A 24000-nucleotide genomic window follows, 5' to 3' on the forward strand; every position below is an offset into this window, starting at 1 on the left:
AGGTCGCCTGGGATTCGCCCTACCCTATGTGCAAGGGATCGATTTGCACACGAACTGGTTGTTGATCGTGGCGCGCGCTCATCACACCCGTCGCCTTGCGCAATGCCGCGGCCAGAGCCAGACCACCGTCGCGGGGCACCCGCACCAGCATCCGGATGACGGGGTCGTCGGCCGGAGCCACCCCGGCGGCGGCATTTGCCCGAGCGGCACTGGGCTTCGGTTCGCCTGCGGGACGCCGCGCACCCGGCGGCAGATCGACCGGTCCCAGGATGTCGGCCCCGTCCGGCACGTCGGCAGCGTCGAGCAGCGCGGCCACGGCCCGCCCGCTGCCGTCGATCGCGGCCATGTGCACCGCGGGCGGCAGCCCGACCTCGGCTCTGGCATCCAACTCCAGCTCGGCGTGCGCGACGGGATCCCACCGGATCAGGGCCTGCACGGTGGGGATCGCGGACTCGGCGACCACCGCGACGATGCCGCCATCGCCCCGCGGGCGCACCAGCGCGGCCGCAGCCATCCAGCGGCGCAACGCGTCCTCGGCTGCGCGCAGATCCTGTCTGCCGAGCAGCGACCAGCCGTCGAGTAGCAGCGCCGCGCCGTAGCCTCCCTCGGCGATGGGTTCCGCACCCGGTGTGGCGACCACCAGGGCGGGGGTGCCCGGCACCTCGGCGAGCACCGCGTCGCCCCCGGAGGTCACCACGGCGACGCCGGGAAACGCGCGGCCGAGCTCCTCGGCCGTACGTCGCGCGCCGACGACCACTGCGCGCACCGCATCGGAACCGCAACGCGCGCAGCGCAACCCGAGTTCCTCGCGACCACACCACCGGCACACCGCGCCTGCGGCATCGCGTTCGTGCAGCGACAGCGGTCCGGTGCAGTGTCGGCACCGGGCGATGTTCCGACACCGGCCGCACGCCAGCGCCGGCACGTAGCCACGACGTGGCACCTGGACGAGGACAGGCCGCTCGGCGCGCAGGGCCCCGCGGGCGGCGTCCAACGCCATGGTCGGCATCCGGGCGGTGCGCGACGCGGCGTCACGCTCCTGCTCGAATGCGCTGTCATCGATGGCGGTGACCCGGGGTGTCCTGGCCCGCACGGTCGGACGCGTGGCGACCAGGTCATGCGCCCACCTCGTGCGCACCAGCGCCTGGGCTTCGGCGGTGCGTGCGTAGCCGCCGATCAGTGCCGCGCAGCGCAGTTGGTGTGCGCGCAGCATCGAGACCTCCCTGGCGTGCGGGTAGGGCGACCGCGGCTCGGCCAGGTTGTCGTCACCGTCGTCCCAGACCATGACCAGGCCGAGGTCGGCCACCGGCGCGAAGACCGCACTGCGGGTGCCGATGACGAAACGGGCGTGTCCCCGCAGCACCGCCAGCCACCGGCGGTAGCGCTCCGCAGGCCCCAGACCCGCCGACAACGCCACCACCGCGGTGGCGTCGACGTGACGCACGGCGGCCGCGTGCAACGCATCGACGTCTCGTTGGTCCGGGACCACCGCCAGCGCCGAACGGCCGGAGTTCACGACCACGGCGGCGGCCTCGGCCAGCCGATCGGCCCACTGCTCCCCCGGCAGCGCCTGCCACACCGCACGTGCGGCGCGGCCCTCACCGAGCGCGCCGAGGAACCCCGCGGCACGCCCGTAGACCGACCAGGCGGTGTCATCGACCGGCACCGCGACAGCCGGCGGCGGGGCGACGACCACCTGCTTCTCGACGTTGGCGTGTCGCGGTGGAACCGCAAGACGCAACACGTCAGGTCGAGTGCCCGCGTAACGCGCGGCGACCGCCTCGGCGAGACGTCGCACGTCGGCGGACAGCACTGGCTCGGGCGACACCACCCGGTCCAGCCAGCCGAGCTTGCCGACATGATCGGTGTCAGAACGCCTTTCGAGGATGAACGCATCGACGAGACGCCCGTGGAAGCGCACCCGGACGCGGACGCCGGGTTGTGCGTCGTCGGACTGCTCGGTGGTGACGAGGTAGTCGAACTCACGGTCCAGATGAGGCACCGACAGCATCGGCAGCACGCGCGCGATCGGCTCGTGCTCGGCGGCCTCCCTGGTGGTGCTCACTGAGCCGGTTTAGCAGTACCGACCGACGCCACCGGCTCGCGGCCGAAGAGAAATCCCGCGGTGATCAACAGGATCGAGGCGGAGTAGGCCCACCATATGGCCACCGCCAGCGCCTCCGGGTTGGAGCCGACGGCCAGGCCGAACTTGCCGATGCCGATCATGCCGTCCGACACCGCGAAGCAGACGGCTCCGAGCGCTGTCCACTTGGTGGGCAGGTCGGCGAGCAGCGCCGCGCACACCATGGCACCCAGTACCGCCATGTAGAGCGTCACCGGAACGGCCATGCCCTCGGCGATCAGCCGGGGCCAGAACCAGACCAACAGGCCGAGCGTGGCGACGACCAGCACCGCACAGCCCGCCAGTCGCCCCGTACTGCGCCGCACCAGCGGAATGAGCGCGGCAAGGAAGCACAGATGGGCGATCAGGAAGGCGCCGAGCCCAAGCACGAACGACGGCTCCCACCACGGCATCGCGAGCAGGTAGTCCCCCGCCGCGGAGAACAGCAGCGCGGCGATCAGCCAGCGACGTTCCCGTCGGATCGGGTGACCGAGCGCGGCGACCGCGAGCAGCACCGCCGTCAGCGCCTTCACCGCGGGTTGCAGCGCGAACTGTCCGGTGAGTTCGGCACCGGACGGCACACGCACCGCGGTGACGATGAGGAAGACACCGTAGGTCGCGGCGACCACGGCGGCCGCGATCCAGAGTCGGCGGGCCCGGTGCACGCTCGAGGGGGCCGGGCCGTCAATCGTCGTCATCGGACGAACGTACTAAACCGGGTGCGGCAATCCACGTCAGCGATGCGCCGACGCGGCCAGCAGGACCTCGCCCATGACACCGTGGTGATCGGAGCCGGGAATGTCCACGCGTTCGAATGACAGCGGGGTACCCCCTCGCGTCAGGATCCGGTCGATCGCCACCACGGCCGAAAACCTCCGGTCAGCCGGATAGGTCGTGACGATTCCGGAACCCGTGTACTTGGCGGCGTCCACCAGCGCCGAACCGTCACGCGCTCCGGCCGCCAGCAGCGCCCGGAACCGCTCGTGGTCGTAGGTCGCGTTGAAGTCCGCTCCAACAAGCAACGGTCTCGTTTCGTCGGCCAGGATGGCGCGCAGCCGATCCAGGTCGGCGGCCCACTGCCGCACCGGTCCCGGATAGGGCGGCGTGGGGTGCAGCGCGTACACGGCGTACGGCACGGCACCGGGAACGTCCACGGTCGCACGAAGATTGGCCAGCGGCAGACCCGACAACTCCTCGGTCTCCCGCAGCGGGTGCCGCGAGTAGATGCCCTCGCCCGAACCGCCGCTTCGCGCGCTCGTGTACGAGTACGGCAGCGACTCCGACACACCCGCCGCCTCCAGCCGGTCGCGCGCCGCCACCGTCAGCTCGGAGACGGTGAGAAGGTCCACGCCGTCCCGGCGCACCCGGTCCACCAGCGCGCCGACGTCGGCCCCGCCGTAGAGGATGTTGGCCTGTAGCAGCTTCAGTGTCGGCGCGTCCGTGGCCGTCGGTGGGTCCTCGCCGATGTAGAGCGGCAGTTGGGTGCCCGCTCCCAGCACTGACACCAGCAACGCGCCGCCAGCCGCCATCCAGAGGCGGGCCGCGACCAGCATCAGGACCGCCGCCACCGCGAGCAGGACGAAAAGGGGCGTGAACGCTGCGGTCAGCGTGACGATCGTGCTCACGGGCCCGAAGAAGTGCGCCCCCACCCCCGCGGCCGCGGCCAACGCGGCGGCGACGCCCGCAACGCCCACGCAGACACGGAACGGATTTCGGGTCGGCGATGGCATGGGATCTCAGATTATGCGGACACCGGTCGCCGTCCTCACTTGGCGGTGGGGATGCGCGGTCAGGGGCTTGCGTACGGTGAGTTCATGTCTGCCGACGACTCCCTCGCCAGCCCGGTACCCCTCGACGCGATATTGGAGAAGGTTCTCGAAGCCGTCCCGTTCCAGTTGACGATCGACGGCGGCCCGGACGCCTGCCGCCAGCGGTTCCGCGACGTGCCGCGGGTACCGCTGCACCCCGAGGTACGCACCGAGGACAGGACGATCGACGGTCCGGCGGGCCCGATCCCGATCCGGTTGTACTGGCCACCGGAGCCTGCCGAGCCGACACCCCCTGTGGTGATGTTCTTCCACGGCGGCGGTTGGGTCGTCGGCGATCTGGACACCTACGACAGTGCAGGCCGTCAACACGCGGTGGGGACCGGGGCACTGGTGGTCTCGGTCGACTACCGACTCGCCCCCGAACACCCCTACCCGGCCGCCGTCGAGGACGTGTGGGCAGCCACGCAGTGGGTCGCCGAGCACGCCGCCGAGCTTGGTGCCGACCCGACGCGCGTTGCGGTGGCCGGTGACTCGGCAGGGGGCAACCTGGCGGCGGTCGTCGCCCTGATGGCGCGTGACGCCGGAGCGCCCGCATTGCGGTTCCAGTTGCTGTGGTACCCCGCGACGACGTGGGACACCTCCCTGCCGTCGTTCGCCGAGAATGCGGACGCGCCCATCCTGAGCACCGCATCCGTTGGCGGCTTCTCTCGGTGGTACGCCGGCCACGTCGACCTCAAGACCGCGCCCCCCACGCTGATACCCGCACGCGCCGACTCGTTCGCGGGCCTGCCACCTGCCTATATCGCCGTCGCGGGCCACGATCCGCTGCGCGATGACGGCGCCCGCTACGGCGAACTGCTGTCCGCGGAGGGCGTGCCGGTGCAGGTGCACAATGCCGCCAGCCTGGTGCACGGCTACATCGGTTACGACGGTGTCGTGCCCGCGGCCAGCGAGGCTGTCAAACGTGCCCTCGACGCATTGCGTGCCGCGCTAACGTAGGTCATATGGCGGATGACCCGACAGCACGGCCCGACATAGACCCCGCGCTCAAGGCGCTGCTGGACTCCATGCAGTTGGAGTTCACCATCGCCGATGGCGTCGAGGTCGCCCGGGAGAAACTGCGCGCGGTGCAGCCGCCGCGAGAGCTGCTGCCCGACATGCGGATCGAGGAACGCACGGTGGGTTACGGCGATATCGCCGACATCCCGGTTCGCATCTACTGGCCGCCCATCGACGACCACACAAACCTGCCCGTTGTGGTCTTCTACCACGGCGGCGGCTGGGCGCTCGGCGATCTGGACACCCACGACCACGTGGCGAGGGCGCATGCGATCGGCGCCGAGGCCATCGTGGTGTCGGTCGACTACCGCCTGGCCCCCGAGCACCCGTACCCCGCAGGCATCGACGACGCCTGGGCGGCGCTGCAGTGGGTCGGCGAGAACGCGGCCGAACTCGGCGGCGACGCGTCGCGCATGGCGGTGGCAGGCGATTCGGCAGGTGGCAACCTGTCTGCCGTCATGACGCTGCGGGCGCGTGACGCGGGCGGACCACCGCTGGTGTTCCAACTGCTGTGGTACCCGTGCGTGGTCGGCGACACCACGGCCGCGTCGTTCACGGAGAACGCCGACGCCCCGATCCTCAATTCAGACGTGATCGCAGCATTCCTGACCTGGTACGTGCCTGATCTGGACACGAGCAACCCGGCGTCACTGCCCACCGACTTCGCGCCCGCCAACGCCGAGACGCTGGCAGACCTGCCACCCGCATACATCAGTACGGCCGAGCACGATCCGCTGCGCGATGACGGCATCCGCTACGCCGAGTTGCTCGTCGCGGCAGGCGTTCCCGTGCAGCTGAGCAACGAGCCGACGATGGTCCACGGCTACATGAGCCTGGCGCTGGCGTCCCCGGTCGCCGCGGAGGCCACCGATCGCGGCCTGGCCGCGCTGAGGGCCGCGCTGCACCCGGCGTAGTCGATCGAAGATCGCCGAACCGGCCGTGCGGTACCCCCGGTACCGGATACTCTCCGAACGGCGTAGGTTGAGCGTGATCGACGGACACGGAGGCAGCTCGTGGCGACATCAGGGTTCGAGCCGGGGGCGGCACCGGAATTCCACACCATCATCGTCGGCGCCGGATTCTCGGGTATCGGCACCGCGATCCAGCTGGACCGCGCAGGCCTGCACGACTATCTGATCATCGAGGCGGGCGCCGAGCCCGGCGGCACCTGGTACTGGAACACCTATCCCGGTATCGCCGTGGACATCCCGTCGTTCTCCTACCAGTTCTCCTTCGAGCAGAGCAATGACTGGTCCCGCACCTATGCGCCAGGCCGTGAACTCAAGGCGTACGCCGATCGGTGCGTCGACAAGTACGGACTTGGCCGCAGGATACGGTTCGACACGCAGGTGGCCGCGGTCGTGTTCGACGATGAGACCGACTGCTGGCGAATCGATCTCGCGACCGGCGAGTCCTTGACGGCACGTTTTCTGGTCAACGCCAGCGGGGTGCTGACCGTGCCGAAACCACCCGATATCACCGGCGTCGAGGACTTCGCGGGCATCACGATGCACACCGCGCGGTGGGACCACGAGCAGGACCTGACCGGCAAGCGGGTGGCCGTCATCGGCACCGGCGCATCCGCGGTGCAGATCATCCCGGAGATCGCGCCCAACGTGGAGCGGCTCACCGTCTTTCAGCGCACCCCCATCTGGTGCTTCCCCAAGCTCGACGTGCCGATCCCCGCACCGGCGCGCTGGGCGATGCGGATCCCCGGCGGCAAGATCATCCAGCGGCTGATCAGCCAGGTCTACGTCGAGATCACGTTCCCGATCGCCGGGCAGTACTACGGAGTCCTCCCGCTCGCCGATCGCGCCGACAAACTGGGCCGGTCATACCTGCGGCGCGAGGTCGCTGACCCCGTCACGCGCGACAAGCTGACACCGCGCTACGCCGTGGGCTGCAAGCGCCCCGGCTTCCACAACACCTACCTGTCGACGTACAACCGCGACAACGTCGACCTCGTCACCGAGCCCATCGACCGGGTGACCGCGTCGGGCGTGACCACCGCCGACGGCGTGACCCACGACGTCGACGTGCTGATCCTGGCCACCGGGTTCAAGGTGATGGACGTCGACGCGCTGACGTTCGAGGTCACCGGCAGCGGCGGCCAATCCCTCGCCGACTTCTGGGACCAGAACCGGATGCAGGCCTACGAGGGCGTCAGCGTCCCGGGCTTCCCCAACTTCTTCACCGTCATGGGACCGTACGGCTACGTGGGAGGGTCCTACTTCGCGCTCATCGAGTACCAGACGCACCACATCGTGCGGTGTCTGCTCCGCGCCGCCGACGAGCAGGCCACGCGCGTCGAGGTGTCGCAGCAGGCCAACGACCGGTACTTCGCGGAGATGATGAGAAAGCGGCACCGGCAGATCTTCTGGCAGGACAGCTGCCAGCTCGCCAACAGCTACTACTTCGACAAGAACGGCGACGTCCCGCTGCGGCCGGCCACCACGGTGGAGGCCTACGTGCGGAGTCGACGGTTCCCGATCCGGGACTACGACTTCAGCGCGTAGCCCCGCCGCCCAAGCCGCATGACGTGGCGGCCTCCGGAATGCCGGCTGAGTGATTCGGCGATAGTCGGCTGGGTTGAGTGGTAGGAATATTTTGGGGTTGCAGTACGCGCTCTGGGACGATGCCGAACCATCCGACGAAACCCGTTGCGGGTGAATGGCGTTCGGGAAGCCCGACACACGACACCCAGAGCTGTCTCTAGATGGCCTAAAAAAATTGAACACGCCACGAAAGGACTCCTCATGAGTAGTGCCGCGGAGCGGGAGAAGCGACTGGCCCTGATCTCCAGGCTCAAGGCGACGTATCCGGAGGTCCCGGAGTGGCCCGCTCCGGACATGGTTACGCATGAGCATTTTCTCGCGTACATGAAGACCAACCATGACCAGGGTGGCCAGCTGAATGTGCCCGAGACGTTTGCGAACAAAGAAGAAGAGCAGTGGGAGCTGATGACCTACGTGCTCTGCGAAGTTCTCGGCTGGGGCGGCATCTGGGTCTCGGAGGAGCGCAGGCGGATCGCCAACGTCGACGTGGGACTTCCGATCTACCTGGGCCTTCCCTACTACTGCCGCTGGCTGTGGTCGGTGGGCAAGCTGCTGATCGAGAAGCGATACATCACGTGGGGCGAACTCACCGATCGCCTGGCCGAGGTATCCGACCGCTACGAGGGCGGCCTCAACGGGCGCGTTCCCGACGCCCAGCCCAAGTTCGTTGGTGACGGCTCCAATGTCGCGCGCAACCGCAACCACGTCGAGGCGCTCGGCAAGGGTGATCCGGGGATGTATGCCGGCACGGCCGGCGAGGCCCGATTCAAGCGCGGCGACCGGGTCAAAGTACGGGAGCTGCCAGCGCTGTTCTACACCCGCACACCGGAATACGTGCGGGGAGCGGAAGGGGTGATCGCGAACGTCAGCTATGAGAGCCCAGCCCCAGAGGATGAGACGTGGGGTCGCGAGGACGTCCCGGCGGAGTGGTTCTACATCGTCCGGTTCAAACAGTCCGACCTGTGGGACAACTACAGCGGGCCGAGCAAGGACACCCTGCAGACCGAGATCCCCGAGCGCTGGTTGCAGGCCGCCGGCTGATCCAGCCTCCTGGCACCCAATCATGCGTAGCCCGAAAGGAATACACCGAACTCATGTCTGACCACAATCACGATCACGATCACGATCGCACCGTCAAGCCAATGGTCGATGAGATCACCGACTTCGAGGTTCTCGAGATCGCCCTGCGCGAGCTGTGCATCGAAAAGGGTCTGTTCACCGCCGAGCAGCATCGTGCCTTCACTGAGTACTCCGAGCAGATAGGGCCTACCCCGGGAGCCCGGATGGTCGCCAAATCGTGGCTGAACCCGGAGTACAAGAAGCTGGTGCTCAGCGACGCCCTCACCGCCAGCAAGGAGGTCGGCGTCGACTGGCTGGAACCGACCGGGTTCGGCACTCCCAGTGACTTCTACGCGTTCAAGGTTCTGGAGAACACCCCCGAGGTGCACAACGTGATCGTCTGCGCGCTGTGCTCGTGCTATCCGCGGCCCATCCTCGGCAACTCCCCGGAGTGGTACCGCACCCCCAACTATCGCCGTCGCATCGTTCGGTGGCCACGGCCGGTGCTCGCCGAGTTCGGCCTGGAACTGCCCAATGACGTCGAAGTCCGGGTCGAGGACTCCAACCAGAAGCACCGCTTCATGGTCATGCCGATGCGTCCGGAGGGCACCGAGGGCTGGACCGAGGACCAGCTGACCGAGATCGTCACTCGGGACAGCCTGATAGGGGTCGCTCTGCCCAAGCCCGGCGTCACCACCAACGTCACCACGGTGACTCGCCCGGCCGTCCGTCCGATCGTCGAGTGATCACGAGACGACATCATGACTGCACAGCGGAAGCCCCACTCGGCGGAGAGCAACTCCGTCGAGGTGCTCGATGAGATCGCGGAGCGCAACCAGTCCTGGCCGATCATGGCCGAGAAGTACGGCGTCGAGAACCCGTTACCACCCTGGAAGAGCAGCCTCGACGGACTCTGCGACGCGCTCGATAGCTCTTGCAGCACAGACGATCAGCTCGCTTTCACCTTCAAGGAGCGCCGCGATGAGGAGGACGAGCTATCGGCGACCAAGTTCGCCAGCCTGCCCTACCCCGAGAACCAACTGATGGCCCTGGCGCACTCGCTGCTACAGCGCGGCGTCATCGACGAAGCCGAGCTCCGAGAACGGCTGGCAAGTATCCGGGCCAGGCTGGAGGCCTAGCGGCTAACAGACACAGAATCGCGAGAGCAGTCGCAAAAGCCCGTGAAACTCAGGAGTTTCACGGGCTTTGCGACTGCTCGGCAGAAGAGGCTAGACGGAGGCCTTCAGCTCGTCGACCTTGTTCAGCTGCTCCCACGGCAGGTCGATGTCAGTGCGACCGAAGTGGCCGTAGGCCGCGGTCGGCGCGTAGATCGGACGCAGCAGATCGAGGTCGCGGACGATCGCGCCGGGACGCAGGTCGAAGACCGAGGTGATGGCCTTTTCGATCCGGGCCGGATCGACGGTCTCGGTGCCGAAGGTCTCAACGAAAAGGCCGACGGGGGCGGCCTTTCCGATGGCGTAGGCCACCTGAACCTCGACGCGCTCGGCCAGGCCGGCCGCGACGACGTTCTTGGCCACCCAGCGCATCGCGTATGCCGCGGAGCGGTCCACCTTCGACGGATCCTTGCCGGAGAAGGCGCCGCCACCGTGGCGAGCCCAGCCGCCGTAGGTGTCGACGATGATCTTTCGGCCTGTCAGGCCGGCGTCACCCATCGGCCCGCCGAGCACGAACTTCCCGGTCGGGTTGACCAGCAGCCGGAAGTCGGAGGTGTCCATGGTGTCGTGATTCAGGTCGGCCAGGACGGTGTTGACGACCTTCTCCCGAATGTCGGGGGTGAGGGTGGTCAGCAGGTCAATTCCGTCGGCGTGCTGTGTGGACAGCACCACGGTGTCCAGACGGACGGGCGTGACGCCGTCGTACTGCACGGTGACCTGTGTCTTGCCGTCCGGACGCAGGTAGTCCAGCACGCCACTCTTGCGGACCTCGGTGAGCCGGCGGGACAGCCGGTGGGCCAACGCGATCGGCAGCGGCATGAGTTCGGGGGTGTCCCTGATGGCATAGCCGAACATCAGGCCCTGGTCGCCGGCGCCCTGCAGGTCGAGCGGATCGCCGGCACCCTCGACGCGGGTCTCGTGGGCGGTGTCCACGCCCTGGGCGATATCGGGAGACTGCGCGCCGATGCCGATGTTGACGCCACAGGTCGCGCCGTCGAAGCCCTTCTCGGACGAGTCGTACCCGATCTCGAGGATGCGCTCCCGCACAGTGTTGGTGATATCGGCGAAGGCTTCCTTGGCCGACGTCGTCACCTCGCCGACGACGTGAACCTGGCCGGTGGTGACGAGGGTCTCCACCGCAACGCGGGACTTGGGATCCTGAGCGAGCAGCGCGTCGAGCACCGAGTCGCTGATGGCGTCACAGATCTTGTCGGGGTGGCCTTCGGTGACCGACTCACTGGTAAACAGCCGGGCTTTGCTCACTGTCTAATCCCTTTCCGATACTTAGTTAGGCAAATCATAGCTTCGCCTTATGTCGCCGCCGGGGCGGCTCGGTGACCTGTTGCAGCCAAGCGTGCGCAGGTGTGACGCGCAACCCTTAGCCGCGGGATGTTCGGTGCGTCTGGTCACCCGCCGCGGTGTTGCAGGAAGGCTCCGATCGCATCCACGATGCGGCTGGCCATCAACGTCTTCGACCCGTGCTCCAGCGCAACCTCGGTGCCGTCGGAGGCCAGCAGCCAGCCGTCGTTGCTGTCCACCTCGAATGCCCGGCCCTCCCCGACCGCGTTGACGACGAGGAGGTCACAGGCCTTGCGCTTCAGTTTGGCGCGGGCATGGAAGAGCACGTCGCCGTTCGCGTCACCCGTCTCGGCGGCGAAGCCGACGATCGCGTGCATGTTCGGAAGTTGGCCGTCCGAGCGCGCCCGAACCGCCCCCGCCAGGATGTCGTCGGTGCGCGTGAGTTCGATGATCGGCGCATCCGAGGCGGTCCCGGGGTCATGGGTCTTCTTGATCTTGCTGGTGGCAACGTGTGTGGGCCGAAAGTCGGCGACCGCGGCGGCCATCACCAGGACGTGGGCGTCGGGTGCATGCTTGGACACGGCGTCCTGCAACTGGCTGGCCGAACCGATGTGCACGACCTCGACGCCGGCGGGATCCACCAGACCCGCGGTGTTCCCTGCGATCAGGGTGACCTCGGCCCCGCGCTGTGCGGCGACGCGGGCCACGGCATATCCCTGCTTGCCGGAACTGCGATTGCCGATGAACCGGACCGGGTCGATCGTCTCTCGGGTGCCACCGGCGCTGACGAGGACCTTCACACCCGACATGTCGTACGGAAGAGCGTCACCGCGTTCCAGCAGCAGGTGCGCCAGGGTGGAGATCTCCTCTGCCTCCGGCAGACGACCTGCGCCGCTGTCGGCGCCGGTGAGCCGTCCCGACGCCGGCTCAAGCACCACGACACCCCGGCGACGCAGCGTGGCCACGTTGTCGACGGTGGCGGGGTGAAACCACATCTCGGTGTGCATCGCCGGAGCGAACATCACCGGACAGCGCGCCGTCAGCAGCGTGGCAGTGAGCAGATCATCGGCACGTCCGGCGACGGCACGGGCAAGGAGGTCCGCCGTGGCCGGTGCGACGACGACGAGGTCGGCGTTCTGCCCGATGCGAACGTGCGGTACCTCGTCGACGTTCTCGAAGACGCCCGTGTGAACGGGATTGCCGGACAACGCCTCGAAGGTGGCGGCACCGACGAACTTCAGCGCCGACTCAGTCGGGACGACCCGTACGGAGTGACCCGCCTCCGTGAGCTGGCGGACGACCGTGCACGCCTTATAGGCCGCGATTCCTCCGGCGACGCCAACGACGATCCGCTTCGGCTCGGTCATGTGCGCTCTTCGCCCAGGAGGCCAGTCACCTGCGCGCGGGACCTAGCCCTCGCCACCCTCGGAGTGCTCGAGGAGGTCTGCGTGAATCTCACGCATCGCGATCGACAGCGGCTTCTCCTGCAGACCCGGCTCAACCAGCGGTCCGACGTACTCGAGGATGCCGTCGCCGAGCTGGTTGTAGTAATCGTTGATCTGACGTGCACGCTTGGCCGCGTAGATGACCAGGGCGTACTTGCTCGATGCGCGGTCGAGCAGCTCATCGATCGGGGGGTTGGTGATACCCAACGGTGTGTCGTAGGCAATGGTGGCGTCGGAGTCGGGGCTCTCGACAGGGGTGCTCACGAAGAATTCTCCTGGCATTTCATTTGGGGCTGGATGTTTCGGGTGGGGTCCGGGTGTCCGCTGGCGCCCGGGTGATCAGTGGCCCACCAGCAAGGATACCAATTCGGCACACGCTGACTCCAATTGAGCGTTGACAACCACCGTGTCGAAGCTGTCCTGGGCGGCCAGCTCGGCCCTTGCGGTGTCGAGCCGACGTGCCATGACCTCGGCGCTCTCGGTGCCGCGGCCGACGAGTCGGCTTTCGAGCGCCTCCCAGCTCGGGGGGGCGAGAAACACGCTCAGTGCCTCCGGCATCGCGGCTTTAACCGCCCGCGCACCGGCCAGGTCGACCTCGATCAGAACCGGATGCCCGGCCCGAACGGCTTCCCGGACTGGGCCGGCTGGGGTGCCTGATCGATGCAGTCCACCGTGGATCTCGGCCCACTCCAGCAGCTCACCGTCATCGATCAACCGCTGAAACTGCTCAGGTGTGACAAAGAAGTAGTCGACTCCGTCCACTTCGCCCGGCCTTGGCGACCGGGTCGTGGCGGAGACGCTGAAGTGCAGGTCAGCAATCTGATCGCGGAGACATCGCACCACGCTGGATTTGCCGACGGCAGAGGGACCGGACAGCACGACGACACGCGTCATCGCCGTCCGGCCCCTCGGCCGGCATTCAAACTCTGTGCCTAATCGCTGGTGAAGTCGAACTTCTCCAGGAGGGCCTTGCGCTGGCGATCGCCGAGGCCGCGCAGGCGGCGGGTCGGAGCGATCTCCAGTTCGGTCATGATCTCCTGTGCCTTGACCTTGCCGACCTTGGGAAGGGCCTCCAGAAGTGCGGAGACTTTCATCTTGCCCAAGACCTCATCGGACTCAGCATCCTTGAGGACCTGCTTGAGGTTGGTGCCGCCGCGCTTGAGCCGATCTTTGAGCTCAGCTCGCGCTCGACGTGCGGCAGCAGCCTTCTCCAACGCTGCCGCGCGCTGTTCGTCGGTCAACTGGGGAAGGGCCACGGGTTTCCTCCGTATCTCGCCGTCATCTTGTTGTGTCTTGACTGGTAGAACCAGCCAGCGTCGACGACCGTACCCACGCTGGCTGACGAAAGCTAACCCCACCCCCCGCGTTATTGGGCCGAATCCCCAGCGTGTAGTGCCCGCGCGAATCGCCGTGCCGGGCTCGATCCCGGAGATTGGCGCCGACGCGTCGGGCTGGAGGAACTGTGACGTGCCTGCGTACAGCGGGTTTTCGCGAAATTGGACGGCTGTCGAAGATCTCGACCGCGACATTCACAGTCAACGGCGGGCCCGGTTCGGGTGTCCTGTCGAGAAATTTTCGCTGGTCACCGCGTCTCGGGCGTGTCGGAGCGCTTCAGGTGTCAATCCTCCACACCCCATCCGCCACTCCCGTTTCATACGTCACTCTGGCCACGCCCGGAGACCTCACACGCTGGCCAAAGCACTTCCACAGCCGCGCTGGATAGCGTGCGGCTGTCGGGGGCTACCGGCCCGGCACGTGCCCCCCGCGTGCCAAGGAAGGACGTCTCCCATGAGAACCAAGGCCATGACCTGCGCCTGTCCGGTGCCGATCGGTCTCAGCACGCCCTCCCGGCCCTCCACGAGCGCCGCAGCTGGCTTGGCGGGCGGTTTCCGACGTCCTGGACCCACGCGGCCCTGACAGGCCCCGACGGGGCGGCCCCAGCAGGCAGCCTGACCCGAACTTGAATGAGGCACGTGCGGCCGGTGATGGCGACATCGCCGGCCGCACGTCATTGCCAACCACCCACCCGTTCAACTACGTTGCGTAGTAGACGCGTGAGGGAAGTGGTTGCGATGCAACGGACGACTCAGATTCTGCTGACGCTGACCGGTGCGACCATCGTCGGCATCGCGGTGGCGCACCTGATCCTCGGCGGTGCGGCCGTCATCGGCGGCAGCCCGCTCAACGCCACCGCGGAGGGTGAGCATCGATTCTTCGCCGCACTCCTGCTCTGCTACGGCCTGGCCTTCCTTTGGTGCGTGCCCGACGTCGCCGCCAAGCAAAGGCCAATCACCCTGCTGGCGGCGGCGTTCCTGCTGGGCGGGCTGGCCCGGCTGGCGTCAGTCGCGATCTCCGGACCGCCGAACGCGTTCTACTCGGCCATGCTGGTCATCGAGTTGACGCTGCCGTTCGCACTATTCTTCCTGGCCGCGCGCCTTCCGCAAACTTCTTGACGGTCAACGGATTTCAATCCGTTACCGCTTGCACAGCGTGCACACATCGCAGCCAAAGAGCTGACTCACGTCGCCGCCCTAGCGTCGTTGCGGCGTGGCCAACCGGCCGCCCGACGAGATGGCGAGTACGGGCACCCCCGCGTGCGACAACCGCGGCATCGATCAGGCGCGCTCGGATCACCAACCGTTCAACTGGAACGGCCAGCAGGTCCACCCGATGCACGGTGCGGCGGGTCGCCCACGGGCGATCCGCCCACCGTTCACCTACGGGCAGAGGTGAGCGACGGCGTCGCGCATCCGCTCCCCCGCGGCCCGGACCGCCGCGACGTCGGGACCGGCCCGCAGCACGTCGCGCGACACCGCGGGCAAAAGGGTTCCCGGGGCGGCACCGCCGAGGCCGGCCAGCCCCTCGGGCCGTCCCCCCTGCGCCCCGACGCCGGGCAGCAGAACCGGCCCGCCCAGGTTGGCCAGGTCGGGTACGTCGGACAGTGTTGCTCCGATGACGACACCCACCGATCCCGCACCCGCGCCGCAGTTCTCGGCCGCGACCTGGTCGACGATCGACTGCGCCACCGTCCGCCCATCGGAGATCGCGCGCTGCACCTGCGCACCCTCCGGATTGGACGTGGCGGCCAGCACGAACACACCGCGGTCATTGGCCACCGCGGTGTCCAGCAGCGGACGCAGCGACCCGAAGCCCAGGTAGGGCGACGCGGTCACGGCGTCACTCGCCAGCGGCGATTCACCGGCCCATGCGGCGGCGTAGGCCGCCATGGTCGTGCCGATGTCACCACGCTTGGCGTCGGCGAGCACCAGAACCCCCGCGTCGCGAAGCGCGGTGATGATGTCCTCCAGCACGGCATACCCTGCCGCGCCATACGTCTCGAAGAACGCGACCTGCGGTTTGACGACGGCGAACCCGGCGAAGGCCTCGACGCAGATCTCGGAGAAGGCGCGCAGGCCGGTGGCGTCGGCGCTCAGCCCCCACGCCATGAGAAGTTCGGGGTGCGGATCGATGCCTAGGCACAACGGCCCACGATCGGCGACCGCCGCGGCCAGTCGCGCCCCGAACCCGCTCACTTCGTTGCGCCGAGTGCGCTGTGCAACTCCTGCAGCGACCGGACGCCGATATCTCCGCGGATGCCGGCCTCGATACCCTGCACCGCCGCCGATGCACCCTGAACGGTTGTGACGCAGGGAATGTTCATCGTCACCGCCGCGGAACGGATCTCGTAGCCGTCGACGCGGGGCCCCGAGTTGCCGTACGGCGTGTTGATCACCATGTCGACCTCACCGGCTCGGATGGCCTCGACGGCCGACATCGCGGGCCGATCCGGTGTCGCCTCCTCGAAGTGCTTGCGCACCTCGTCGCAGGGAATGCCGTTGCGGCGCAGCATCTCCGCGGTGCCCTCGGTGGCCAACACCCGGAACCCAAGGTCAGCCAGCCGCTTGACCGGGAAGACCAGCGAGCGCTTGTCCCGGTTGGCCACCGAGACGAACACCGTTCCGGTGGCAGGCAATGAGCCGTACGCCGCGGTCTGACTCTTGGCGAACGCCGTGCCGAAGTCGCGGTCGATACCCATGACCTCGCCCGTCGACTTCATCTCGGGCCCCAGCAGCGAGTCGACCTGCGACCCGTCGGTCCTGCGGAACCTGTTGAAGGGCAGTACCGCCTCCTTCACCGCGATCGGAGCATTGGACGCGATACTGGCACCGTCACCGGTCTTCGCCAGCACGCCCTCCTCGCGGAGTTGGGCGATGGTGGCGCCGAGCATGATGCGGGCGCACGCCTTGGCCAGCGGCACGGCGGTGGCTTTGGACACGAACGGCACCGTGCGGCTCGCCCGCGGATTGGCCTCCAGCACGTAGAGCACGTCGTCCTTGAGCGCGTACTGCACGTTGAGCAGGCCGACCACGCCGACGCCGAACGCAATCGCCTCGGTGGCCCGTCGCACGGACTCGATGTCCTGGCGGCCCAGTGTGACCGGCGGCAGCGCGCACGCGGAGTCACCGGAGTGAATGCCCGCCTCCTCGATGTGCTCCATCACACCGCCGATGTAGACCTCACTGCCGTCGCACAGCGCGTCGACGTCGATCTCGATGGCGTCCTCGAGGAAGCGGTCGACCAGCACCGGATGCTCGGGCGACAGCTGGGTGGCGCGGGTGATGTAGCCCTCGAGCGTGGCCTCGTCGTAGACGATCTCCATACCGCGCCCACCAAGCACATACGAGGGCCGGACCAGTACCGGATAGCCGATCTCGGCGGCGATCTTGCGGGCCTGATCGAAGCTCGTCGCGGTGCCGAACCTCGGCGCGGGCAGCCCGGCCCGGTTGAGCACCTCACCGAACGCGCCGCGGTCCTCGGCCAGGTCGATCGCCTTGGGCAGCGTGCCCACGATCGGCACCCCGGCGTCCTCCAGCCGCTGCGCGAGACCCAGTGGGGTCTGTCCGCCGAGCTGCACGATCACCCCGACAACACCGGGGCCGCCTGCGCCGGAGCGCTGTTCGGCGTGATAGACCTCGAGCACGTCCTCGAAGGTGAGCGGCTCGAAGTACAGCCGGTCGGCGGTGTCGTAGTCGGTGGACACCGTCTCGGGATTGCAGTTGATCATGACGGTCTCAAAACCCGCCTCGCTCAACGTGGTCGCCGCGTGCACGCAGCTGTAGTCGAACTCGATGCCCTGACCGATCCGGTTCGGCCCGGAGCCCAGGATCAGTACCTTGGGCTTCTCGATCTGCGGCGCCACCTCAGTCTCGGCGGCCGGATCGAGTTCGTAGCTGCTGTAGTGGTACGGCGTCTTGGCCTCGAACTCGGCGGCGCAGGTGTCCACCGTCTTGTACACGGGGTGGATGTCGAGGCGCTCGCGCAGCGAACGGACACCCATCTCACCGGCGAGTTCGGCACGCAGCGCGGCGATCTGACGATCGGACAGGCCGCTGTGCTTGGCCCTGCGCAGTAGATCCTCGTCGAGCACCGGGGCATCCCGAAGCTCGGCCCACAGCGCCACCAGACCGTTGATCTGCTCGATGAACCAGGGGTCGACCCCGGACGCCTCGGCAACCCGTTCGACGCTGGCGCCCAGCCGCAGCGCCATCTCGATGTCGTAGAGCCTGCCATCGGTGGGCGTGCGCAGACGCAGCAGCAGGTCGTCGACCGTGCCCTCGGGGTCGGCGCCGGTCCAGAACCCGGCGCGGTCGGTCTCCAGCGACCGCATCACCTTGCCGAGCGCCTCAATGAAGTTGCGGCCCAGCGACATCGCCTCGCCCACCGACTTCATGGTGGTGGTCAGCGTGGGATCGGCGCCGGGGAACTTCTCGAACGCGAACCGCGGCGCCTTCACCACGACGTAGTCCAGCGTCGGCTCGAAGCAGGCCGGCGTCTCCTTGGTGATGTCGTTGACGATCTCGTCGAGCGTGTAGCCGATCGCCAGCTTGGCGGCGATCTTCGCGATCGGGAAGCCCGTCGCCTTGGACGCCAACGCGCTCGAGCGCGACACCCGGGGGTTCATCTCGATGACGATCAGTCGGCCGTCGGCCGGGTCGATCGCGAACTGGATGTTGCAGCCGCCGGTGTCGACGCCCACCTCACGCAGGATGTCGATGCCCAGGTCGCGCATCTTCTGGTACTCGCGGTCGGTCAGCGTCATGGCGGGCGCGACGGTCACCGAGTCGCCGGTGTGCACGCCCATGGGGTCGAAGTTCTCGATCGAGCAGACCACCACGACGTTGTCCCGGTGGTCGCGCATCAGCTCGAGCTCGAACTCCTTCCAGCCGTAGATCGACTCCTCGATGAGCACATTGGCGGTGGGCGATGCGGCCAGGCCCTCGCCTGCCATCCGCTCGACGTCCTCGACGCTGTACGCCATGCCCGAGCCGAGCCCACCCATCGTGAAGGAGGGCCGAACAACGACCGGCAGACCCAGCTCCGCGACGGTGTCGCGGACCTCGTCCATCGTGAAGCAGACCCGCGACTTGGCGGACTCGCCACCGACCTTGGCGACGATGTCCTTGAACTTCTGTCGGTCCTCGCCGCGCTGAATGGCGTCGAAGTCGGCGCCGATCATCTCGACGCCGTACTTCTCGAGCACGCCGCCCTCGTACAGTGCGACGGCGGTGTTCAGGGCTGTCTGGCCGCCGAGCGTGGCCAGCACCGCGTCAATCCTGTTGCCGCGCTCGGCCTGCTGGGCGATGACCTTCTCGACGAACTCGGCCGTGATGGGCTCGACGTAGGTGTGGTCGGCGTACTCGGGGTCGGTCATGATGGTCGCCGGGTTCGAGTTGACCAGGCTGACCTGCAGGCCCTCCGCGCGCAGTACGCGGCAGGCCTGGGTGCCCGAGTAGTCGAACTCGCAGGCCTGTCCGATCACGATCGGTCCCGAACCGATCACCAGGACGTGGTTGAGATCTGTGCGACGTGGCATCTACTTCTCTCCTGCCATGAGGTCGACGAACTGGTCGAACAGATAGTTCGCGTCGTGTGGTCCCGCAGCCGCCTCCGGGTGGTACTGCACCGAGAAGGCCCGGCCGTTGACGAGCTTGATGCCCTCGACGACACCGTCGTTGGCGCAGGTGTGGCTGACGACGGCCCGGCCGAACGGCGTGTCGAACTCCTCGCCCGCCTCACCCTCCAGCGCGAAACCGTGATTCTGTGCGGTGACGGCGACCCTGCCGGTGGTGTGGTCCATCACGGGAATGTTGATGCCGCGGTGGCCGAACACCATCTTGTACGTGGACCGGCCCAGCGCCCGACCGAGGATCTGGTTGCCGAAGCAGATGCCGAACAGCGGAATCCCCGCCTCCAGCACCTGCCGCGTCACGCTGACGACGTGGTCGGCGGTCGCGGGGTCCCCCGGCCCATTCGACAGGAACACCCCGTCGGGCTTGAGGTCGGCGATCTGGTCAAACGTTGCCGCCGACGGCAACACGTGGCTGCGGATACCCCGGAGGGCGAAGTTGCGCGGTGTGTTGGTCTTAATGCCGAGGTCCAGCGCGGCGACGGTGAACCGCTGGGCGCCTTCGGGTTCCACCACATAGGCCTCGTCGGTGCTGACTTCGCCGGCAAGGTCGGCACCGAGCATCGACGCCTGGCCCCGCACTCGATCCAGCAGCTCGTCGGTCGGCGCCAGGGCGTCACCGGAGAACACACCGGCCTTCATCGATCCGGCGGTGCGCAGGTGGCGTACCACCGCCCGCGTGTCGATACCGGCGATGCCGACGATCCCCTGGCGGATCAGTTCGTCATCGAGTGTCCCGGTGGCGCGCCAGTTGGATGCCCGCGGCGACGGGTCGCGCACGGCGTAGCCGGCCACCCAGATCTTGTCTCCGCGACTCTCACTGTCCTCACCGTTCCATCCGGTGTTGCCGATCTGCGGTGCCGTGGCGACCACAATCTGCCCGTGATAGCTCGGGTCGGTCAGTGTCTCCTGATAGCCGGACATTCCGGTGGAGAACACCGCCTCGCCCAGAGTCTGCCCAATCGCACCGAACGGGGTGCCGGTGAAAACTCTGCCGTCCTCGAGGACCAGTACGGCCACTCCACCTCTGCGCGATGCGCTTCGCTGCCCGCTGGCCGTCACGCTGTCTCCTCCTGAATCCAGTTGGCGAGTTCACGGCGGTCATCGCTGCGAAACCCAGTGTCAATCTCGGTGCCCGACGGCAGCTTCCAGCGAATCGCCAGGATGCCGTCATAGGTGAGTGCCTTGCCTGCGATACCGCGCTCGGTGCGCAGCGCGGTGATCGACTCGTCGGGAATCCAGATGGGGCCGGCTCCGGTGCGCTGCACCATGATGCCCTCCGGGTAGCGGGTGAGCACAGCCTTGCTGCGGAAGCCGAGATCGCCCACCGCGATGCGGTCCTGCCAGCTCGGCGCAATGGTGCTGCCGACGTACAGACCCCGAGTCGCCGGGATGATCGCCGGGCCGACCGTATCGGGAAGCGGCGGTAGCGCACCGATCATCTCGACCTGCCGTTGGGCGCGCTGCAGCCAGCCGCGCATCATCTGCCGGATGAAGAAGGCGATCAACAGCACGAGCACCGCGGCCATGATCAGTGATATGACGAGCGTCGGGGTGTTCACTGTGCTGACCCCCCGGTCGCTGCGCTCTCCTGCGCCGGACTCTTCCCATCCCGCGCAGTGACCTTGCCGCGCAACACCGTCAGCGTGACCGTGGCGGGCAGCGTCATGGTTTCGTACGGCGTGTTGTCCGAACGGCTGGCCAGGTCGGCGCCGCTGACCGTCCAGGTGGCGTCGGGATCGACGACGGTCAGGTTGGCCGGCTCGCCCACCTCCAGCGGTCGGCCCTGATCGGGTAGTGCCACGATCGCGGCTGGGGCCTCACTCATCACCCGGGCGACGTCGCGCCACGTCATCAGGCCTGGTGCCACCATCGTCTCGACGATCACTGACAGCGCCGTCTGCAGGCCCAGCATGCCGGGCCGAGCCGAGGCGAACTCGCACATCTTCTCGTGTGCGGCGTGGGGCGCATGATCGGTTGCCACACAGTCGATCACACCGTCAGCGAGGGCCTGCCGCAGCGCCACGGCGTCGCTGGACTCGCGCAGCGGGGGGTTGACCCGGTTGCGTCCGTCATAGCTCACCAGCCGGGTGTCGTCCAGCAGCAGATGGTGCGGCGTCACCTCGGCGGTGATCGAGATGCCTTGTTCCTTGGCCCATCTGATGAGTTCGACGGTGCCCGCCGTCGATGCGTGGCAGATGTGCACGCGGGCTCCGGCGTCGCGGGCCAGCAGCGCGTCGCGCGCCACGATCGACTCCTCGGCGGCCCGCGGCCAGCCCGCGAGACCCAGCCGGGCCGCGTTGGCACCCTCGTGGGCGATGGCGCCGACGGTCAGCCTCGGCTCCTCGGCGTGCTGGGCGATGAGCACCCCGAGTCCCGTGGCGTACTCCAGCGCACGTCGCATCAGCAGCGGGTCGTCCACGCAGATGCCGTCGTCCGAGAACATCCGGACCCGGGCCACGCCGGCTGCCATCAGGCCCATCTCGGTGAGCTGCTTGCCCGCCAATCCGACGGTGACCGCTCCGACCGGGTGCACGTCGACGAGGCCGACCTGCTGGCCGCGGTGCCACACGTGGTCGGTGACCACCGGGCTGTCGGCGACGGGGTCGGTGTTGGCCATCGCGAAGACGGCGGTGTATCCGCCGAGCGCTGCTGCGGCAGAACCGGTCTCGATGTCCTCGGCGTACTCGCGGCCGGGTTCGCGCAGATGCGTGTGCAGGTCGACGAAGCCGGGCAGCAGCACCTGGCCGTGCGCGTCGACGACGACACCGCCGTCGGGCACCGCCAGGTCGGGACCGATCTCTGCGATCTGACCGCCGTCGACGAGCACGTCGACCGCGTCACCCTCGCCGTACAAGCGGACGCCCCGAATCAGGAGCGGCAGCGGCGACCCGGGATTGTCAGATGTCATGCACTCACCTCTACCGCTTCACTGCCCGCGCCCACCAAAAGATGGAACAGGACCGCCATCCTGACGTGGACACCATTGGACACCTGTTGGAGCACCGCGGACTGCGACGAGTCGGCGACCGACGATGCGATCTCCATACCGCGCAGCATCGGGCCGGGGTGCAGGACCACTGCCCCCTCGGACAGCGTGGCAAGCCGTTTGTCCGAGAGGCCGTAGAAGACCGAGTACTCCCGTGCCGACGGGAAGAAGCCGCCGTTCATACGCTCGGCCTGTACCCGCAGCATCAGGACGACGTCGGCGGCTGGCAGTTCGGCATCGAGATCGTGCGACACCGTCACGGGCCAGGTCGACACCCCGACCGGAAGCAGCGTGGGCGGTGCGACCAGCACGACCTCGGCGCCCAGCGTCGCGAGCAGCAGCACGTTGGACCGCGCCACCCGACTGTGCAGCACATCGCCGACGATGACGACCCGCTTGCCCTCGATCGATCCCAGCCGCTGGCGAATGGTCAACGCGTCGAGCAGCGCCTGCGTCGGGTGCTCATGGGTGCCGTCGCCTGCGTTGATCACCGCAGGTCCCCCGGTCAATTCCCCAAGTCGCTCCGCTCCTGCCCGCCGGCCGTCCGGCTCAGCGGTCCACTCGGCCAACTGCTGGGCCGCACCGGATGCGGGATGGCGGATGATCAGGGCGTCCGCACCCGCCGCGCGCAGCGTGAGTGCCGTGTCGCGCAGCGACTCTCCCTTGGCGACAGAGCTGCCCGAGGAACTGACGTTGATCACGTCGGCGCTCATCCACTTGCCCGCGACCTCGAATGACACCCGCGTGCGAGTCGAGTTCTCGTAGAACATCGTGATGATGGTGCGGCCGCGCAGTGTCGGCAGCTTCTTGACCTCGCGGCCCAGCAGCGCCTCGCGGAACCGATCGGCGTCGTCGAGGATCGCGGTGGCCTCATCGCGTGTCAGGTCGCCCGCGGCGAGCAGGTGTCTGGTCATCTCGTCGGACCTCCGGTACTCGCGATCCACACCCCGTCTTGGTCGTCCAGCTCGGCCAGCCGCACCATGATGTTGTCGGTGCGGGAGGTGGGGACGTTCTTGCCGACGTAGTCGGCGCGGATCGGCAGCTCTCGATGGCCGCGGTCCACGAACACCGCAAGTTGCACGGCGCGTGGCCGTCCAACGTCGCGCAGCGCGTCCAGTGCGGCTCGCACGGTGCGCCCGGAGTAGAGCACGTCGTCGACGAGTACGACGATCGAGCCGTCGATGCCACCGTCGGGGATCGTCGTCACGGCCAGCGCTCTTGGCGGCTTGGACATGAGGTCGTCACGGTAGAGGGTCACGTCGAGTGCCCCGGCGGCGACCTCGACACCGGAGAACTCGGTGATGTTGCGCGCCAACCGTGTCGCCAGCGTGACGCCTCTTGTCGGAATGCCCAACAGGACCACCCGAGGCGCGTCGGCGCCGTCGAGGGCGGTCTTCTCGATGATCTGGTGTGCGATGCGGGAGACGGTCCGGTTCACATCCGACGGGGACAACAATTCCCGGTCGGGACTGGGGGTGACTGAGCCAGACATGGTTGACCCGGACCTCCTTCTCCGCCTCACCGGACGGATCGTTAAAGGATGCCAAACTGCGGCAGACTC

Annotated in this window: 23 protein-coding genes; 8 read left to right on the forward strand and 15 right to left on the reverse strand. The window is 67.8% G+C overall.

The genetic code is table 11. The features are described from left to right. Window positions 1-19 precede the first annotated feature (19 nt). From ACZY0X_RS14660 to ACZY0X_RS14670, 3 genes are read right to left on the reverse strand one after another with little or no spacing between them, the layout of a single operon-like run. Complete coding sequence (locus ACZY0X_RS14660; RefSeq protein ID WP_463771378.1) at window positions 20-2065, reverse strand: primosomal protein N'; 2046 nt, start codon at window positions 2063-2065, stop codon at window positions 20-22. Continuing rightward, window positions 2062-2820 (reverse strand): lysoplasmalogenase, encoded by a 759-nt coding sequence (locus ACZY0X_RS14665; protein ID WP_463771379.1) that lies wholly within the window; start codon window positions 2818-2820, stop codon window positions 2062-2064. The genes ACZY0X_RS14660 and ACZY0X_RS14665 overlap by 4 nt, the downstream gene beginning before the upstream one ends. Before the next feature lie 36 nt (window positions 2821-2856). Next, the gene (locus tag ACZY0X_RS14670) at window positions 2857-3852 is read right to left on the reverse strand and encodes an endonuclease/exonuclease/phosphatase family protein (protein ID WP_463771381.1); all 996 of its coding nucleotides are present in this window, start codon (window positions 3850-3852) and stop codon (window positions 2857-2859) included. An 84-nt stretch (window positions 3853-3936) separates the two neighbouring features. Here ACZY0X_RS14670 and ACZY0X_RS14675 point away from each other — a divergent pair, with 84 nt between their 5' ends. The 6 genes from ACZY0X_RS14675 (at window position 3937) to ACZY0X_RS14700 (ending at window position 9703) form a co-directional block, all read left to right on the forward strand. Continuing rightward, complete coding sequence (locus tag ACZY0X_RS14675; RefSeq protein WP_463771382.1) at window positions 3937-4890, forward strand: alpha/beta hydrolase; 954 nt, start codon at window positions 3937-3939, stop codon at window positions 4888-4890. A gap of 5 nt (window positions 4891-4895) precedes the next feature. After that, the gene (locus ACZY0X_RS14680) at window positions 4896-5864 is read left to right on the forward strand and encodes an alpha/beta hydrolase (protein WP_463771383.1); all 969 of its coding nucleotides are present in this window, start codon (window positions 4896-4898) and stop codon (window positions 5862-5864) included. 99 nt (window positions 5865-5963) lie between these two features. Then, window positions 5964-7466, forward strand: coding sequence for a flavin-containing monooxygenase (locus tag ACZY0X_RS14685; protein ID WP_463771385.1), 1503 nt, complete (start codon window positions 5964-5966; stop codon window positions 7464-7466). A gap of 240 nt (window positions 7467-7706) precedes the next feature. Then, the gene (locus tag ACZY0X_RS14690) at window positions 7707-8546 is read left to right on the forward strand and encodes an SH3-like domain-containing protein (protein WP_463771386.1); all 840 of its coding nucleotides are present in this window, start codon (window positions 7707-7709) and stop codon (window positions 8544-8546) included. Between the two features lie 53 nt (window positions 8547-8599). Then, a complete protein-coding gene (gene scnC / locus ACZY0X_RS14695; protein ID WP_463771388.1) occupies window positions 8600-9310 on the forward strand; it encodes a thiocyanate hydrolase subunit gamma in 711 nt (236 codons plus the stop codon). Between the two features lie 15 nt (window positions 9311-9325). Next, complete coding sequence (locus ACZY0X_RS14700) at window positions 9326-9703, forward strand: thiocyanate hydrolase (RefSeq protein WP_463771389.1); 378 nt, start codon at window positions 9326-9328, stop codon at window positions 9701-9703. A gap of 90 nt (window positions 9704-9793) precedes the next feature. On the opposite strand, the gene metK is transcribed toward ACZY0X_RS14700, so the two are convergent. The 5 genes from metK to mihF all read right to left on the reverse strand — a co-directional run bounded on the left by metK (window position 9794) and on the right by mihF (window position 13739). Beyond that, window positions 9794-11002, reverse strand: coding sequence for a methionine adenosyltransferase (metK, locus tag ACZY0X_RS14705; protein ID WP_463771391.1), 1209 nt, complete (start codon window positions 11000-11002; stop codon window positions 9794-9796). 143 nt (window positions 11003-11145) lie between these two features. Next, window positions 11146-12405, reverse strand: a complete 1260-nt coding sequence (gene coaBC / locus ACZY0X_RS14710) for a bifunctional phosphopantothenoylcysteine decarboxylase/phosphopantothenate--cysteine ligase CoaBC (RefSeq protein WP_463771392.1) — start codon at window positions 12403-12405, stop codon at window positions 11146-11148. Window positions 12406-12447: 42 nt separating this feature from the next. Further along, window positions 12448-12747, reverse strand: a complete 300-nt coding sequence (rpoZ, locus tag ACZY0X_RS14715; RefSeq protein ID WP_463771394.1) for a DNA-directed RNA polymerase subunit omega — start codon at window positions 12745-12747, stop codon at window positions 12448-12450. A 75-nt stretch (window positions 12748-12822) separates the two neighbouring features. Further along, window positions 12823-13377 (reverse strand): guanylate kinase, encoded by a 555-nt coding sequence (gmk, locus tag ACZY0X_RS14720; RefSeq protein ID WP_241399212.1) that lies wholly within the window; start codon window positions 13375-13377, stop codon window positions 12823-12825. A gap of 38 nt (window positions 13378-13415) precedes the next feature. Continuing rightward, complete coding sequence (gene mihF, locus ACZY0X_RS14725) at window positions 13416-13739, reverse strand: integration host factor, actinobacterial type (RefSeq protein ID WP_029116997.1); 324 nt, start codon at window positions 13737-13739, stop codon at window positions 13416-13418. Window positions 13740-14555: 816 nt separating this feature from the next. Here mihF and ACZY0X_RS14730 point away from each other — a divergent pair. Continuing rightward, entirely contained in the window at window positions 14556-14936 is a 381-nt protein-coding gene (locus ACZY0X_RS14730; RefSeq protein ID WP_463771395.1) for a DUF4345 domain-containing protein, read from the forward strand. 94 nt (window positions 14937-15030) lie between these two features. Then, a complete protein-coding gene (locus ACZY0X_RS14735) occupies window positions 15031-15216 on the forward strand; it encodes a hypothetical protein (protein ID WP_463771397.1) in 186 nt (61 codons plus the stop codon). Here the strand turns inward: ACZY0X_RS14735 and pyrF are convergent. Genes pyrF through pyrR form a run of 7 tightly spaced genes read right to left on the reverse strand, consistent with a single transcriptional unit; the run spans window position 15201 to window position 23931 of the window. Further along, window positions 15201-16016, reverse strand: coding sequence for an orotidine-5'-phosphate decarboxylase (pyrF, locus tag ACZY0X_RS14740; RefSeq protein ID WP_463771398.1), 816 nt, complete (start codon window positions 16014-16016; stop codon window positions 15201-15203). The two genes, ACZY0X_RS14735 and pyrF, sit on opposite strands and share 16 nt — an antisense overlap. After that, window positions 16013-19357 carry a carbamoyl-phosphate synthase large subunit gene (gene carB / locus ACZY0X_RS14745; protein ID WP_463771400.1) on the reverse strand — a complete coding sequence of 1115 codons (3345 nt, stop codon included), beginning with the start codon at window positions 19355-19357 and terminating at the stop codon, window positions 16013-16015. The genes pyrF and carB overlap by 4 nt, the downstream gene beginning before the upstream one ends. Next, the gene (gene carA / locus ACZY0X_RS14750; protein WP_463771603.1) at window positions 19358-20470 is read right to left on the reverse strand and encodes a glutamine-hydrolyzing carbamoyl-phosphate synthase small subunit; all 1113 of its coding nucleotides are present in this window, start codon (window positions 20468-20470) and stop codon (window positions 19358-19360) included. Window positions 20471-20508: 38 nt separating this feature from the next. Continuing rightward, on the reverse strand, window positions 20509-21012 hold the full coding sequence (locus ACZY0X_RS14755) for a PH-like domain-containing protein (RefSeq protein WP_463771401.1): 504 nt from the start codon (window positions 21010-21012) through the stop codon (window positions 20509-20511). Continuing rightward, window positions 21009-22334, reverse strand: coding sequence for a dihydroorotase (locus ACZY0X_RS14760; protein ID WP_463771604.1), 1326 nt, complete (start codon window positions 22332-22334; stop codon window positions 21009-21011). The genes ACZY0X_RS14755 and ACZY0X_RS14760 overlap by 4 nt, the downstream gene beginning before the upstream one ends. Before the next feature lie 23 nt (window positions 22335-22357). After that, a complete protein-coding gene (locus ACZY0X_RS14765) occupies window positions 22358-23353 on the reverse strand; it encodes an aspartate carbamoyltransferase catalytic subunit (RefSeq protein WP_463771402.1) in 996 nt (331 codons plus the stop codon). Next, window positions 23350-23931, reverse strand: coding sequence for a bifunctional pyr operon transcriptional regulator/uracil phosphoribosyltransferase PyrR (gene pyrR / locus ACZY0X_RS14770; RefSeq protein WP_463771404.1), 582 nt, complete (start codon window positions 23929-23931; stop codon window positions 23350-23352). The genes ACZY0X_RS14765 and pyrR overlap by 4 nt, the downstream gene beginning before the upstream one ends. Window positions 23932-24000 lie beyond the last annotated feature (69 nt).

Source organism: Mycobacterium sp. IDUB_39, from assembly GCF_055419205.1.